The sequence below is a fragment of the Streptococcus sp. M334 genome (assembly GCF_000187745.1).
In the GTDB taxonomy this organism is placed as follows: domain Bacteria; phylum Bacillota; class Bacilli; order Lactobacillales; family Streptococcaceae; genus Streptococcus.
The window spans coordinates 636,713-651,430 of record NZ_GL732486.1; the positions used below are offsets into that span (position 1 = coordinate 636,713).

Genomic DNA, 14,718 nt, shown 5'->3' on the forward strand with positions numbered 1-14,718 from the left:
CTTACTGAGCTTCTGGCATTTGTCGAACATCTACAAAGCGCCCTGCAATAGCTGCTGCTGCTGCCATGGCTGGACTGCAGAGGTGGGTCTTAGCACCAAAGCCCTGTCTGTCTTCAAAGTTGCGGTTGCTGGTTGAAGCGCAATGGACACCATCAGGAACCTTGTCCGGATTCATTCCTAGGCACATAGAACAACCTGGGTCTCTCCACTCAAAGCCAGCATCTATGAAAACCTTATCCAAACCCAACTTCTCCGCAGCTCGTTTGACAGGACGAGAGCCCGGAACCACGATAGCCGTTAGATTGGGGGCTATTTTCTTTCCTTTGACAAATCGCGCAGCCAGTTGCAAGTCGCTGAGACGAGCATTTGTACAAGAGCCGATAAAGATATAACCTAGTTCAATATCAGCTGGCTTTTGACCTGGTTCCAAATCCATATAATTGTAGGCTCGTTCATCATTCATATCCTTAATTTCTGGGAAACTACTGTCAAAGTCAACCCCCATAGCAGGGTTGGTTCCCCAGGTCACCATAGGAGCCAAGTCTGAGACATCCATCTGGATAACCTTATCGTAAACAGCATTATCATCACTGACAATTGTTTTCCAATCCGCCACAGCCTCTTCAAAGTCCTCTGGAACACATTCTCGTCCCTTGAGATAGTCATAAGTCGTCTGATCTGGGTTCATGATTCCCATCTTGGATCCAAACTCGATGGACATATTGCAAATGGTCATTCGCTCTTCCATGCTCAGTGCATCAATTGCCTGTCCACGATATTCCACCACGTAGCCAACACCACAAGCAACGCCGTACTTGGCAATCAAGGCTAAAATGAAATCCTTAGAATAAACTCCTTTTTGGGGAACACCAGTGAATTCCACCAGCATTTTCTTGGGTTTAACCTGCCAGAGGGTCTGGGTCGCAAAGACATGTTCGACCTCACTGGTCCCAATTCCAAAAGCGATCGCTCCGAAAGCCCCGTGGGTTGCTGTATGGCTATCCCCACAGACGATAAATTTCCCTGGTTGGGTTCGTCCTGTCTCTGGACCCACCATGTGAACGATCCCCTGTTTTTCAGAACCGTGGGCCGCATGTTCAATCCCAAACTCCTCAACATTTTCAGCCAGCTTATCAATTTGAGCCTTAGAAATCACATCTCGAATATCGTAGATATTGACTGTCGGGACATTGTGGTCAAAGGTTCCAAATGTCAAGTCTGGTCGTCTCAATCTGCGTCCTGCATCTCGTAATCCTTGAAAAGCCTGAGGACTGGTCACTTCATGAATATAGTGCTGATCCACATACATGAGTTGGGGCTGCCCCTCTTCTCCTGTGATGACATGACGGTCCCATAATTTATCAAAAATCGATTTTCCTGCCATCCATTATCTCCAAATAAAATATAAGGCTACTAGTGTGGACACCATTCCGAGAAACCAAACTGTTTTAAAATACCATTTTCGAGTCTTGTGGTGAAAGATGATTCCTGCTAACCAGGCCCCAAAACCACCACAAGTAAAAGCTAAAATAAGTAAGATTTTCTCAGGGATGCGCCAAGCTCTTCTCCTCGCCTTGGATTTGTCAATACTATAAATCAAGAAAACCATGACATTCCAAATCAAAAGGACTAGAGTAATTTTTTCGTCTAACTTCATAACCTTGCAATAATAGCTTCCGTCATTTCCTTGGTCGAAGCCTGTCCACCTATATCTCTTGTTAAAATGCCAGCCGCTAAACTTGCCTCAACAGCACGCTCGATACGTTCCGCATCCTCATAACGTCCAAAACTGTCTCTCAACATCATGGCAACTGATAAAATCATGGAAATAGGATTGGCAATTCCTTGACCTGCAATATCAGGAGCTGAACCGTGAATGGGCTCATAGAGACTTGGTCCATTTTCAGAATGACTGGCTGATGGCATAACTCCAAGTGTGCCTGATAGAACGCTTGATTCATCAGATAGAATATCTCCAAAAAGATTTTCCGTCACGATGACATCGAATTTAGCAGGATTGGTAATCATGAGCATGGCAGCTGAATCTACCAGCTGGTGCTCCAAGGTTACATCTGGGAAATCCTGTGCGACTTCCTCAGCTACTCTGCGCCAGAGTTTTGATGTTGCCAATACGTTTTGCTTATCGATACTGGTAAGCATTTTTCTCCGACTTCTTGCGATTTCAAAGGCTTTACGAATAATCCGCTCCATTTCCTCATAGCTATAGTCGTTGATATCACGCGCTTTTCGCTCTTCAAGGATATGGTCCCCAAAGTAGATACCTCCTGTCAACTCACGCACCACAACAAAGTCTACACCAGCAATTCGTTCAGGTTTGAGTGGTGACAAATGCTTGAGACTGTCAAAGATTTTTACAGGGCGAATATTAGCGTAAAGATTGAGTTCCTTGCGGAGAGCCAGCAAGCCTTGTTCAGGCCGAACCGCTGCTCCATCATACTGAGGACTACCGATAGCCGCTAGAAGAATGGCATCTGCTTCACGACATACCTTGAGGGTTTCATCAGGTAAGGGATGCCCTGCAGCATCAATACCTGCACCTCCAAAAGGTCGTCTGTCTATTTCATAGACAAAGCCTGTTTTTTCAGCTAGAGCTTCCAGAATCTCTAAACCAGCCTCCATGATTTCTGGGCCAATTCCGTCCCCTGCTAGAGCAACTATTTTCTTTGTCATAGCGTCCTCCTTTACACACTTGGCATGTCACGATAGGAAACACTGCGTCCCATCTCACCAGCATTCTCTTTTTGAACAAAGGTATTGGCATTGATATAGGCAATAGCAGAAGCCTTCAACACATCGAAATCCAGACCTGCTGCATTAAAGATGGTTTCTGTATCTCTATTTTCAACAGTGACCAAAACCCGAGCTTGGGCATCAATTCCATCCGTCACAGCGTCAATAGTGTAAGACACCAAGCGAACGGACTGATTGAAGAATTTGTCGATAGCATTAAAAATAGCTTCAACAGAACCTTGCCCTGTCGCATTAAATTCGACTTTTTCACCATCCATATTGGCTAGACTTACGATTGCTTCAATGTCATTATCTGCATGAGTTTGCAGTTGTAAATCATCAAAATGGAAGCCTTCTGGATTTTCAACCATGGTTCCAGCTACCAGCGCACGAATATCTGCATCTGTGATTTCTTGTTTCTTATCTGCCAGAGCCTTGAACTTAGCGAAGAGTGGTTTGATGTCCTCTTCTGTAAAATCTAGGGCCAATTCTCTTAGTTTTTCAACAAAGGCATGGCGACCAGACAATTTTCCAAGCGGAAGACTGTTACTCTTGACACCAACTAATTCAGGGGTGATAATCTCATAAGTAAGAGGATTTTTAAGGACTCCGTCTTGGTGAATACCAGATTCGTGAGAGAAGGCATTGCCACCAACCACTGCCTTGTTTTTAGGAACTGGAATTCCTGAAAAGCGAGAAACCATTTCTGATGTATTGATGGTTTCATTTAAAACAATACTAGTTTCTGCTTGATAATAATCTTGGCGAATATTGAGCCCCACTGCAATTTCTTCCAAAGCAGCATTTCCAGCTCTCTCACCAATACCGTTGATAGTCCCTTCAACACGTCCTGCACCATTCTTGACAGCAGCAAGGCTATTAGCTACTGCCATTCCGAGGTCATCATGACAGTGAGGCGAATAGATAATCTGACGATCCGTCTTGACATTTTCAATCAAGTATTTGAAGATAGCGCCGTACTCTTCTGGAGTGGTAAATCCTACCGTGTCAGGGATATTGATATAAGACGCACCTGCATCAACCGCTGTTTGAACAACTTGCAAGAGGAAATCCAACTCTGTTCTGGTTGCATCCTCAGGAGAGAATTCGACAATCTCAAACTTAGAACGGGCATAGGAAACATGCTCCTTAATAGCTTCTAAAATCTCTTTCTTACTCTTATTGAGCTTATACTTTCGGTGTATCGGACTGGTAGCGATAAAGACGTGAACCTGTGGATATTTGGCATCCTTGAGGGCTTCGTAACAAGCATCAATATCAGACTTGACAGAGCGTGCCAAACCAGTCACCGCTGTTTTTTTCAAGACCTTGGCGATCTCCTGAACTGCTGTGAATGAATCAGGACTCGCAGCTGGAAAACCAGCTTCAATGGCTGAAATACCCCATTTCTCAAGCTGTCTTGCAATGGCAATTTTTTCCTTGATTGAAAAATTAACACCAGGTGTCTGTTCTCCATCCCGAAGGCTGGTATCTAGAAATTCAACTGTTCTCATAAGATTTCCCCTTTTCCAAATATGGTTTTAAAAAAACATCTCGCTTAGAAGTCCAAGCGAGATGTTGATTTACTCCCGCTTGGTAAGCCAAACAGGACTAATGCTTTTTGCACTAGCCCGAGTACCTCAACAACAAAGCAAATTGATTAAACTTAGCTGTTTTCATGTTTGACTTTCTCCTTCGTTTGATATCTTGTTTAGTATTTTAGCATAGGCAAAAGCACTTGTCAAGAAAAAATCAAATATTTTCTGAAAATTTCTTCAGTATAGAATATTTAGCTAATTGAAAATCCTTGAAATATTTCATTTTTTAGAGGTTAAGTTCCAACTTTTTTCTATCAATTCCAGTACCATTTCATCTGACAAAGTATCATCAAGGGGCACACTAATCCAGTAGCGTTTGTTCATATGAAAGGCTGGATAAATTCCCTTTTTTGAAAGCAGGTCCGCAACTTGGTCATGCTTGAGGTTGACTGCTTCCACCTGTCCTTCTCTGCCCTTTTCCAACTTATCCCAAAAGATTTTCATCAAAACGGCATACCACTTTTGATTGCCTTCATGTCTTAACACTGCCGTATCAGGTGATTTTTCCCACAGATACTCCAACTGATTACCATACTTTTCCTGAATCTGAGCCATGATACGCTTAGTCTGAGGACAGATAAAATCCTGTACCTCAAAACAAGCCTTCCGAATTTGGTAAAGAATCTCCAGACAAGCCTCACGGACATTTCCGACAAAACTTCCTCTGATGCTTTCCATATGAACGTGAGGATAGAGGTCACCTGTTTCCTTATCAAAGACTTGAAAGCTCAAGTTTCCATCAACTACGGACACAGCCATGACAAAGTCACTCTGCAAAATCTGGCAACTATAGATCCAGACTCCACTATTTTCTACAAAACCATAAGCACGAGCCTTTTCTTGATTAAATTGATAGGATTTAAAAATTTCAAACATAAGTGAAAACTGCTACCCAAAGCTAGCAGTTCCTTTCTATTTTTTAAAAGACAACCTTGGTTCCGTGCAATTGTGTTACACCTAGCTGGTCAATAAAGGTTTGACGGTTGTCCAAGTCAATCCCTCCACCTGGTAGAATTTCAATCTTACCTTTGGCGTGCTCCAAAATTCTGTGATAGTGGGCAAAACGTTTTTCTAAGGAGTCACCAGATACACCAGCACGAGTTAGGATACGAGTGACTCCAGCTTGACTAAGCCAGTCAATAGCTTCTAACTGGTCTTCTTCGCTCAATTCATCAAAGGCCATATGAAAGACAATTTCCATTCCTTTTGACGCAGCTATCAACTTCTCAAGATTAGGCTTATCCAACTTCTTATCAGCAGTTAAAGCACCAAATACAACCCCTTGACTTCCAGCCTGAGCAGTCAAACGAATGTCTTCTAGCATAATGGCAATTTCGAGGTCATTATAGACAAAGTCGCCACCACGTGGACGAATCATGGTCATGATGGTCGTATCGTGGTTAGTTGCCAATTCAACTGCTGCCTTGGTCACTCCATAGCTGGGGGTTGTTCCTCCAACTGCAAGATTGTCACAGAGTTCGATTCGACGAGCTCCAGCCTGCATCGCTTTTTCAAGCAAGGTCACATTTTCAGCACAAAATTCGTAAATCATTTGATTCTCCTTGAAGATTACTTTAAATTTATTATATCATATTATTGTGAATATGCTTTCAATTTTATCAAGGGAAACAGATACTATTTTTTATTCTTTGTCTGGAATGACCTTAAAGAGATAATAGGTGATAAAGATGGTCAAGGCTCCTAGACCGATTTTGACTAGTAAAAGAGGGGCAAAATAAATAGAAATTCCCATCAAAATGTAGATAGATACGATAATTTTTTTCTTACGTTCACGCGCAATAGACTTAGTCTCACGAAAATCAGCTACATATGCTTGATAGAGCTTGGTATGATAAAGCCAGTCTTCGAAACGCTTGGAACTTCTGGAAAAACAAGCAATAGACAGCAAAAGAAAGGGAGTTGTAGGCAACAAGGGCAAGACAACCCCAACAATAGCCAAGGCCAGCGATAAAAAACCAATAATTAGATAAACAATACGCATAACTTCTCCTAGTTAATACTCTTCGAAAATCTCTTCAAACCGCGTCAACGTCGCCTTGACGTAGGTATGGTTCCTGACTTCGTCGGTCTTATCTGCAACCTCAAAGCAGTGCTTTGAGCAACCTGCGGTTAGTTTCCTAGTTTGCTCTTTGATTTTCATTGAGTATAAAATAATCTTCTTCTAGTTTCGCATACAATGGTGAATTTTGTCAAGCACTTACTCAAAAAGAGCCTGAAATTCACTTTCAGGACTCTCTTCTTATTTAATCTTTTCTTCTTCGTAATCACCCTTGCTACAAACAACCTGCTTGCCACCACCACGGACTTTTTTCTCCACGAGGAAGTTGCCACATTTTGGACAGTCACGACCAACAGGCTTGTCCCAAGAGGTAAATTCACATTCTGGATAGCGATTACAACCATAGAAGAGGCGGTTACGTTTTGTTTTACGTTCAATGATTTGTCCTTGATGACAACTTGGACACTCAACACCAATCTCTTTCACAATTGCTTGGGTATGGCGACAATCTGGGAAATTGCTACAAGCGTAGAACTTACCAAAACGACCAAGTTTAATGACCATTGGACTGCCACACACTTCACAGTCAAATCCAGCTGGTTCATCCTTGATTTGGATTTTTTCCATTTCTTCTTCAGCCTTGGCAACCTCTTTAGAGAAAGGTTTGTAAAAGGCATCAATGACACGTTGCCACTGCTCTTTTCCGACTTCGACATCATCCAGCTTGCCTTCCATTTCAGCTGTGAAGGTCACGTTTACGATATCTGGGAAATATTCAACGATAAGCTTGTTAACAATTTCTCCCAACTCTGTCGGTTCAAAGCGTTTGGCTGTAAGGCGAACATAATAACGTTTCTGAATAGTTTCAATGGTTGGAGCATAGGTTGATGGACGTCCAACCCCATTTTCCTCCAAGGTCTTGATCAGGGTCGCTTCAGAATAGCGAGCAGGCGGTTGAGTGAAATGTTGCTCTGGTTTGCTATTCACCTGCTTAACCACATCTCCAACAGCCATATCTGGTAACATCTTATTTTTATCAGAATCATTATAAATGGCAAGATAACCATCAAACTTAACCTGACTACCATTGGCAGCAAATTGAACCCCATTTTGAGACAATTTAACAGCCATGGTATCAAAGACAGCAGCTGTCATCTGGCTCGCTACAAAACGATTCCATATAAGGGTATAAAGCTTGAGCTGATCCTTGTTCAGATACTTAGCAATACTTTCAGGTGTATTAAAGACACTTGACGGACGAATAGCCTCATGGGCATCCTGAGCACCTGAAGCGTTTTTAACCTTGCTACCATGCTTAGAATACTTGCTACCAAAACGGTCCGTAATGAAACTTGCTGCTTCATTTTGCGCTACAGGACTGATACGAGTAGAGTCTGTACGCATATAGGTAATCAAACCTTGAACACCAGAACCGATATTAATCCCTTCATACAACTGTTGGGCAACCATCATGGTCTTTCGAGTACGGAAATTGATTTTATTGGCAGCATCCATCTGCATAGATGAAGTGGTATAGGGTAAAGGAGCATTGCGTTTGCGCTCTTTCTTATCCACCTGATCCACTGAAAAGTCTTTACCAGTCAGACGAGACAAGACTTCCTTTACCTCATCATTACTAGTCAGTTTCAGCTTTTTGCCATCCACTCCATAGAAGGATGCCTGAAATTGTTTGGTTCCCTTTTTAAAGATAGAATCAATGGTCCAGTATTCTTCAGGCTGAAAGGCATTGATTTCATTCTCACGATCAATGATTAACTTAAGCGCAATAGACTGAACGCGACCTGCTGACAAGCCCTTCTTGACCTTCTTCCACAAAATAGGCGAAATCGAGTACCCCACCAAGCGGTCTAGGACACGACGAGCCTGTTGGGCATCGACCAAGTCCATATCAATCTTACGAGGTTCTTTAAAAGCATTTTTGACCGCATCCTTGGTGATTTCATTGAAGACCACACGGTTGGCATCATTCTCATCTAAGTTGAGAATATGAGCCAAATGCCAAGAAATCGCTTCTCCTTCACGGTCCGGGTCACTCGCCAGAAAGACTTTATTAGCTTTTTTAGCTTCTTTTTTCAAGTCATTGATGAGAGGACCTTTCCCTCGGATATTGATGTATTGCGGTTCATAATTATTTTCAATATCGACGGACATACTGGATTTCTTCAAATCACGGATATGCCCGACACTGGCTAAAACCTTGTAGTTTCTGCCTAGATATTTTTCAATCGTTTTCGCCTTAGCAGGCGACTCCACGATGACTAGATTTTTTTTAACTGTTGATTTTTTCTTTTTTGTTGCCGTAGCCACAGTATCACACCTTTTCAAAGTAATAAACTTTATAAAGTGTAAACCATTTTGGCATAACTGTCAAGACTTAGCTCCTATATATGGAAGAAAAGTTTGTCTATTAAGCAAAATTTCGTCTTAAAATTCAAATTCTGCAAGCACATCTTGCCCACTTGTGACCAATTTTGCTCCTTCTTGGATCAAATGATGGCAACCATCTGATAATCCATCTAAAATGCTACCAGGAATAGCAAAGACATCGCGCCCTTCTTCCATTGCCCTCTCACAGGTAATGAGACTACCTGAACGCATCTTAGCCTCTGCGACAATCACACCACGGCAAAGTCCAGCAATGATGCGATTACGGGCAGGAAAATGAAATTTCAGAGGTTGTTCGCCAGGTCCGTATTCACTTAGAACCAGATGATCATTGCCGATGTAGTCTTGCAAACGTTTATTGGCTTTAGGATAAAACACATCCAGCCCTGTTCCAATCACTGCAATGGTTTTTCCGCCATTCTGAAGAGCAGCCATATGAGCTGCTGTGTCAATGCCCTTGGCTAATCCACTGACGATAACCAGTTCATTTTCCAAGCCCTGAATGACTTTTTCAACTGACTTAGCTCCCTGTTTGCTACAAGCACGACTGCCCACGACCGCTACCTTAGGAAATTTCAAGAGATCAAGATTTCCCTTGTAAAATAAAAGCACAGGTGCATCATATATTTCACTCAAATCCCAAGGGTAGCAGTCGTCTAAAATAAAGAAAGATGGAAACTTTTTAAACTCCTTCTCCAAATGCGTATCGTCTATCTGAAAATAACGTTCCATAAAAACGGCTGGATTTCGGCAACCTGATATATCTGCAATATCACCCAACAAAAGCTCCTGATCAACATTTTCACCGTATTCTAGGACTTTCAAAATCTGTTGATTGGTCAAACCTGATTTTTTCAACTTATAGATTTCATAGTTTGTGATTTTCATCAATAACTCCATTTCTTTTTCTACTCATCTATCTATTCGTAAAAAATCAAAAAAACATCCGACTATTTCAGCCAGATGTTGGAATCTTTAATTTTCGTTTTTAAGAATTTCTTCCAATTTATGGTAGTCTTGGACACTATCGATCTCATAGATGCTATTGCCTTCTAATTCTTCGACATAGACATCTAGCTCTTTGATATTGTCCTTAACCATATTGTCCCAGTAGAGATCAACAAATTCACCACTTGCATAAGCCTTGTCAATAAAGCTAACAATTTTTTCCGCAGTTGGAGCATCCCAGAAAGATACACCACTAAGGATGCGACCAGCCTTGCTATCAACAGTTATGTCTTGAACCTTGTAGTCATCTCCATAGACCAAGAACCATTCGTTGGTACAATCTTCACGATAGACACTAAAATAAGTCGAACGTGTCAAATCATTGCGGAACATATTTTTAAAGAGATAATTATCGGCATCAATAACATAGCTGTTAGCCAATTCTTCTTTTACGAGATAGAGAGAGTAAAAGTTATTATAGTCAGCGTATTTATCATTGAAAACGAGACGAAGGTGGTGCACCCAAGAAAACAACTGCAAACAAGACAGTCCAAACTACATAACTCACGTTCAAGCCTGTAGCCTTGGCTGGTTGCAAGCGATTGATAGCGATATAATAAGCCAAGTAGGAAATCATATCAAAGGCTGCAAAGACAATCATAAGACCTAGCAATTGTCCATTGGCCACTTCTGCAAATGACTGATGAGAGAAGAGCACAATCACAAGATAGGACAAGAATGAAGTCACTTGACGGATTAAGAGGGCTTCGATTTCACTCAATTCACTTTCCATGGCAAAGGAGCTAAGGACACTCTCACTTCCCCATGCAATAGCACAAACCAAAGCACAAAGAATCCCAATGTAGAAAGAGTTAACCTGTTCAACCTTATAAGTTTGAGCAATAATCCCTCCAATAATCAAGACAATCCCAAACACAGTATTTTTTGAAATCTTGTGCTTCAAAAAGAAGAAAGCCAATAAAACTGAAATCGCAGGATAGATAGCGGATACCGATGAAGCTAAGGAACTTCCGATATACTTAACCGCATAAAGATTGGCCTGCATTCCGATAGGACCAGCTAGCAAGGCTCCGATGATCACACTAACATTGCGAATATTTAAGAAAATTGAGAGACGAACTTTTCCTTCTTTTACTAAGAGAAAAGCTAGTAAGATAAAGATACTCAAGAAATCGTGAGCAGCGGCCACCACAAAGGGCGACAAATCTGTAAAAATCGAAAAGATATAAGCACTAATCGTTAGACCTAAACCCCAGAAAATACCTGAGAGTAGACCAAAAGAAACTCCATTTTTATTTTTCATCAGAACCTCCATAATATGACAAACCTTTAACAGCTCTTTGGTAACGACTCACACCATAGTCACCAAAATCTGCACCTTGCTCTTCTTTGTAGACTGTCCATAGACTCCAAATAGCATCTTGTAAAATTTTATAAATGGCAATCTTTTCACGAGAGACAGGTGTTTGCTCACTCTCATAGTGAGACAAGAAGTCTTCTTCCTCTTGACGAGTAAATTCGGACTCTAAAAAGAGGGCTGCCAAATCCCACATTGGATCATTCATTGATGAATATTCCCAATCAATCAAATAAAGTCGTCCTTGAGGTGATTCGATAAAGTTTTCAGGCACCAAATCGATATGACAAGATTTTCTGTCAACACCTAAATCAGCCAGTCTTTTCTCTAAGGAGAAGACTGCTTCTCGAACGGCTTCATAGTTGGAATAAGGAATTTTTTCTTCAATCAAAGATTCATATTTTTTGATTTCTTCAAAAGGAGCAAATTCTCCTCTTAATTCCTTGCCAGAAGCATGAATAGTTTGTAATATTGGAGCAATTTTATCAAATTTGGTCTTGATTGACGTTGAATCAAGCGTAATCGCAGATTCGATATACTCATTTACTTTGATACCAGCTTCAATATCAAAAAGATAATTTTTTACATCTAAGTCTAAATCCTTTAGTAGTTCAAGATTGTACTTTTCATCTTGACGATTGATCAGCTTTTCTGTCCCTTTACCAAAGAATTTAACAATGTATTGCTTATTTGTTGTTTTGGCCAAATAGTTTTGATTGGTCATTCCCCCAGTTGTTCAACACTGAGGACTTCCTCTTCTTCACTAAGTAGAGAAGAAATTTTTTCTTTAATGATTTTCTCCACAATTAACCTCCAGCACTTATACTTCCCACTTAAACACGGTTTTAAAGGCTGTGTTTAAATCGGTTGCAAAGACACGGTGAATATCTTTAATTTCTCTTACAGGTTCTTCTAGATAAAGGATATTTTTAAGACGATTGGCAAATTTCTTGACTTCCATCATTTGGATGGCATTTTCAAAATCAATGCGACCAGAACGAGAGGACCCAATTAAGAGCAAGCCTTTTTCTAAGGCATCGCGTGTATTGAGATTGACTTTATACTCACTAACTCCCATCATAAGAATCGTTCCCTGAGGACGAATATAGCGAATCAAATCATTAATGGCTGGTCCAGTACCATCACCACCACAACACTCAAAAGCATGGTCAAAGGCCAAATCTTCAGGAATATTATCAGTGATGTAGCATTCTTTGGCAAAAGAGAAAAGTTCCAACTTTTCCCAATGACGACCAATAACCACAATCTCTGCTTCTGGCAAAGTATAGTTGATAATATTGGCAACCACAAAAGCTAAACTTCCATCTCCGATAACGGCGATTCGGTCCCGCTTACTATGAGCAAGAGTCAATAAACGATTCATAGCGTGCATGCCAACACTGACAAACTCTGTAATGGCTGCAACCGTATCTTCGATAGCATCATAAGCCACCACACGATCTTTAGGGAGAGAAACAAACTCTCTCATAAAGCCATCAAAACCACTAGACAAGAAATGGGTTCCTGTCATGTAGTTCTCATAGAATTCTTCATCACTCTGCATAGGAGGCTGATTGGGAATCATGACAACTTTTTGACCAACTTCGTAGGTTCCTGTAGGGTCAGAAATAACGGTTCCACATGACTCGTGAATCATTGCCATTGGAAGCTTTTTATTCAAAATCTTGGGATCACGTTTTCCCTGGTAGTAACGCTGATCCGCATGACAGACCGCCATATAATTAGGACGGATGAGGATATGATTCTCTTGGTCAATAGCCTCTTCCTGGTATTTGACATTGATAAACTTAGGCTTAGTTAGTTGATAAATTTGATTAATCATTTTACTAGTCTTTCTCAATCATACTTTTTGCAATCTTCAAATCTGTTACGGTTGTAATTTTTAGATTTGAATATTCACCTTTGGCCAAGGCCACATCTTTTCCTTTGATTACAAAGATTTTACATGCATCTGTCAAAATTTCCTTCTCTTCATCAGAAAGAGATCCATAAAGGTCCATGAAGTCCTTGCAACGGAATGTTTGAGGTGTTTGTCCTTGATAAAGGTGAGCACGATTTGGAATATCTGTAATAAATTGACCGTTGGTGCTTTCAACGATAGTATCAACCGCTTCAACTACTGTGTCCACTGCGTCGTGATTTTGGGCAAGTTGGATATTGTCCTGAATCATGCGAAGCGTAATAAATGGACGAACAGAGTCGTGGGTAACAACGATATCCTCTGGCGTAAGCGGACGATAAGCATCGATTGCTTCAATGATTTTCTCAATACTCGTATTACGGTCAGCACCACCTTTTGTAATGATGATACGATCCTTATGAAGAGGTAGATATTTATCTACAAGATCCTCTGCATGGGAAACCCAGTCTCCATGAACCCCAACCACAATTTTTTCAATACTTGGTTCCAAGACAAATTTTTCAATTGTATGAATCAAAATAGGTCGATCGCCTAGCTCTAAAAATTGTTTTGGCAAATTACTAATTCCCATGCGAGTACCAGTTCCACCAGCAAGAATTCCTGCATAAATCATCTATTTTCTCCTTTGTCTTACTAAAAAAACTTATTCTCTCTATTATACCACAATCTAGTCCTATCATGAAAGAAATACCGGCCCTCCCGTTCTAGAATAGGAGGATTAAGTAGTTCTATTATTCAAAGAAACAGGACCATTTCTAGTAATTACTAGGAATTCTGTAGTCATTACTAATAAATGCTGTGAAATTTTAGAGTTCTTCAGAATAATATAGTTTCCTTAAAGAAAACTTAAAATTAAGATCGGATTGATACTTGAGGGAACTTTCTTAGCATTTTCCTTTACTAAACGGGATTCATGAAGTATAGCTTGTGGTATCAATTGCTTATAAGCTAGGAGTTTATATTGTTCTAGTTCATTTTCGGTCAGAGTTGGATTTTTTATATAAAAAGACTCAGGAAAGTAGCGTAATAAACCAATCTTGCTGCTCCAATATGCCACAGTGAACAAGGTCTGATTCTCCTTTAAATCTTCATAACTTGATGGCAGTACCCAATCAAGTCCTATCAAAGCTTTTACTTCATCAAGATACTTCTTCTGCCAAGCCAGACTCTCTAGACTAGCCGTGGAATGAGATGAAATAATAAAAGGACCTTTGACATTTGCTTGTGAAAGAGCTTGACGCGTCTCAGATAAAACCTCCATCACATCTCTTGAATGATTGCTATCATTACTATAACCATATCCTGCTCGCTCCACGATGACTACCTTATACCGTTTCGATAAGGATTCCGATACTTCTTTAAAGTCCAATATAGGAGAAGCAATACCAGCACCTGAGAGAACTACTATAGTCTCAGGACCACTCCCTTCAACGTAAACATTCATTTGATGTCCATCGACGAGAACTTGTTGCCCCATAGGTGTCAGTGAGGCTTGTTCCTTTTCTAAACTGATACGATGAAAGATAAATGTAGCAAGTAAGAACAAAAGAATGAAACTAAGAAAGCCAAGACTACATTGTTTTAGTTTTTTCATAGCATTATTGTACAAAAAATAGATCCTTTTAGCAGCTTAAGATTGATTCTTCTACAGTAAATGAAGTAAATATTCTCACAA

At 40.6% G+C, this 14,718-nt stretch carries 12 protein-coding genes and 3 pseudogenes; all 15 read right to left on the reverse strand.

Going from position 1 to position 14,718, the window contains the following annotated elements:
* Position 1: 1 nt before the first annotated feature.
* A complete protein-coding gene (gene leuC / locus HMPREF0851_RS07545) occupies positions 2-1,384 on the reverse strand; it encodes a 3-isopropylmalate dehydratase large subunit (protein ID WP_000907562.1) in 1,383 nt (460 codons plus the stop codon).
* 3 nt (positions 1,385-1,387) lie between these two features.
* Positions 1,388-1,657 carry a DUF1294 domain-containing protein gene (locus HMPREF0851_RS07550; RefSeq protein ID WP_000762446.1) on the reverse strand — a complete coding sequence of 90 codons (270 nt, stop codon included), beginning with the start codon at positions 1,655-1,657 and terminating at the stop codon, positions 1,388-1,390.
* Positions 1,654-2,691 (reverse strand): 3-isopropylmalate dehydrogenase, encoded by a 1,038-nt coding sequence (leuB, locus tag HMPREF0851_RS07555; protein WP_000162516.1) that lies wholly within the window; start codon positions 2,689-2,691, stop codon positions 1,654-1,656. The genes HMPREF0851_RS07550 and leuB overlap by 4 nt, the downstream gene beginning before the upstream one ends.
* An 11-nt stretch (positions 2,692-2,702) precedes the next feature.
* Positions 2,703-4,265 carry a 2-isopropylmalate synthase gene (locus tag HMPREF0851_RS07560; protein WP_001261089.1) on the reverse strand — a complete coding sequence of 521 codons (1,563 nt, stop codon included), beginning with the start codon at positions 4,263-4,265 and terminating at the stop codon, positions 2,703-2,705.
* Positions 4,266-4,568: 303 nt separating this feature from the next.
* Positions 4,569-5,225, reverse strand: a complete 657-nt coding sequence (locus tag HMPREF0851_RS07565; protein ID WP_000461593.1) for an MmcQ/YjbR family DNA-binding protein — start codon at positions 5,223-5,225, stop codon at positions 4,569-4,571.
* Between the two features lie 43 nt (positions 5,226-5,268).
* Complete coding sequence (locus tag HMPREF0851_RS07570; protein ID WP_000638816.1) at positions 5,269-5,901, reverse strand: copper homeostasis protein CutC; 633 nt, start codon at positions 5,899-5,901, stop codon at positions 5,269-5,271.
* 90 nt (positions 5,902-5,991) lie between these two features.
* Complete coding sequence (locus tag HMPREF0851_RS07575; protein ID WP_001223805.1) at positions 5,992-6,351, reverse strand: YbaN family protein; 360 nt, start codon at positions 6,349-6,351, stop codon at positions 5,992-5,994.
* A 258-nt stretch (positions 6,352-6,609) separates the two neighbouring features.
* Complete coding sequence (gene topA, locus HMPREF0851_RS07580; RefSeq protein WP_000179662.1) at positions 6,610-8,697, reverse strand: type I DNA topoisomerase; 2,088 nt, start codon at positions 8,695-8,697, stop codon at positions 6,610-6,612.
* Positions 8,698-8,814: 117 nt separating this feature from the next.
* Positions 8,815-9,663, reverse strand: a complete 849-nt coding sequence (gene dprA, locus HMPREF0851_RS07585; RefSeq protein ID WP_000705313.1) for a DNA-processing protein DprA — start codon at positions 9,661-9,663, stop codon at positions 8,815-8,817.
* An 87-nt stretch (positions 9,664-9,750) separates the two neighbouring features.
* Positions 9,751-10,236, reverse strand: a pseudogene (locus HMPREF0851_RS07590) (CTP--phosphocholine cytidylyltransferase); the annotation flags it as partial.
* Positions 10,217-11,047, reverse strand: a complete 831-nt coding sequence (locus tag HMPREF0851_RS07595; RefSeq protein WP_025169850.1) for a DMT family transporter — start codon at positions 11,045-11,047, stop codon at positions 10,217-10,219. The pseudogene HMPREF0851_RS07590 and the gene HMPREF0851_RS07595, both read right to left, overlap by 20 nt.
* Positions 11,037-11,905, reverse strand: a pseudogene (locus tag HMPREF0851_RS07600) (phosphotransferase). The gene HMPREF0851_RS07595 and the pseudogene HMPREF0851_RS07600 overlap by 11 nt, the downstream one beginning before the upstream one ends.
* Positions 11,906-11,921: 16 nt before the next feature.
* Positions 11,922-12,944, reverse strand: a complete 1,023-nt coding sequence (locus HMPREF0851_RS07605; protein WP_000609876.1) for a ribitol-5-phosphate dehydrogenase — start codon at positions 12,942-12,944, stop codon at positions 11,922-11,924.
* Positions 12,945-12,948: 4 nt separating this feature from the next.
* Entirely contained in the window at positions 12,949-13,656 is a 708-nt protein-coding gene (locus HMPREF0851_RS07610) for a 2-C-methyl-D-erythritol 4-phosphate cytidylyltransferase (RefSeq protein ID WP_000638490.1), read from the reverse strand.
* A gap of 246 nt (positions 13,657-13,902) precedes the next feature.
* Positions 13,903-14,637: pseudogene (locus tag HMPREF0851_RS07615) on the reverse strand (alpha/beta fold hydrolase); the annotation flags it as partial.
* Between the last annotated feature and the right edge of the window lie 81 nt (positions 14,638-14,718).

Excerpts from the sequence above, each read along its gene's own strand:
- leuC (WP_000907562.1), bottom strand. The coding sequence starts at position 1,384 with ATGGCAGGAAAATCGATTTTTGATAAATTATGGGACCGTCATGTCATC.
- HMPREF0851_RS07610 (WP_000638490.1), bottom strand. The coding sequence starts at position 13,656 with ATGATTTATGCAGGAATTCTTGCTGGTGGAACTGGTACTCGCATGGGA.
- HMPREF0851_RS07595 (WP_025169850.1), bottom strand. The coding sequence starts at position 11,047 with ATGAAAAATAAAAATGGAGTTTCTTTTGGTCTACTCTCAGGTATTTTC.
- dprA (WP_000705313.1), bottom strand. The coding sequence starts at position 9,663 with ATGAAAATCACAAACTATGAAATCTATAAGTTGAAAAAATCAGGTTTG.
- HMPREF0851_RS07565 (WP_000461593.1), bottom strand. The coding sequence starts at position 5,225 with ATGTTTGAAATTTTTAAATCCTATCAATTTAATCAAGAAAAGGCTCGT.
- leuB (WP_000162516.1), bottom strand. The coding sequence starts at position 2,691 with ATGACAAAGAAAATAGTTGCTCTAGCAGGGGACGGAATTGGCCCAGAA.
- HMPREF0851_RS07605 (WP_000609876.1), bottom strand. The coding sequence starts at position 12,944 with ATGATTAATCAAATTTATCAACTAACTAAGCCTAAGTTTATCAATGTC.
- HMPREF0851_RS07560 (WP_001261089.1), bottom strand. The coding sequence starts at position 4,265 with ATGAGAACAGTTGAATTTCTAGATACCAGCCTTCGGGATGGAGAACAG.
- HMPREF0851_RS07550 (WP_000762446.1), bottom strand. The coding sequence starts at position 1,657 with ATGAAGTTAGACGAAAAAATTACTCTAGTCCTTTTGATTTGGAATGTC.
- HMPREF0851_RS07570 (WP_000638816.1), bottom strand. The coding sequence starts at position 5,901 with ATGATTTACGAATTTTGTGCTGAAAATGTGACCTTGCTTGAAAAAGCG.
- HMPREF0851_RS07575 (WP_001223805.1), bottom strand. The coding sequence starts at position 6,351 with ATGCGTATTGTTTATCTAATTATTGGTTTTTTATCGCTGGCCTTGGCT.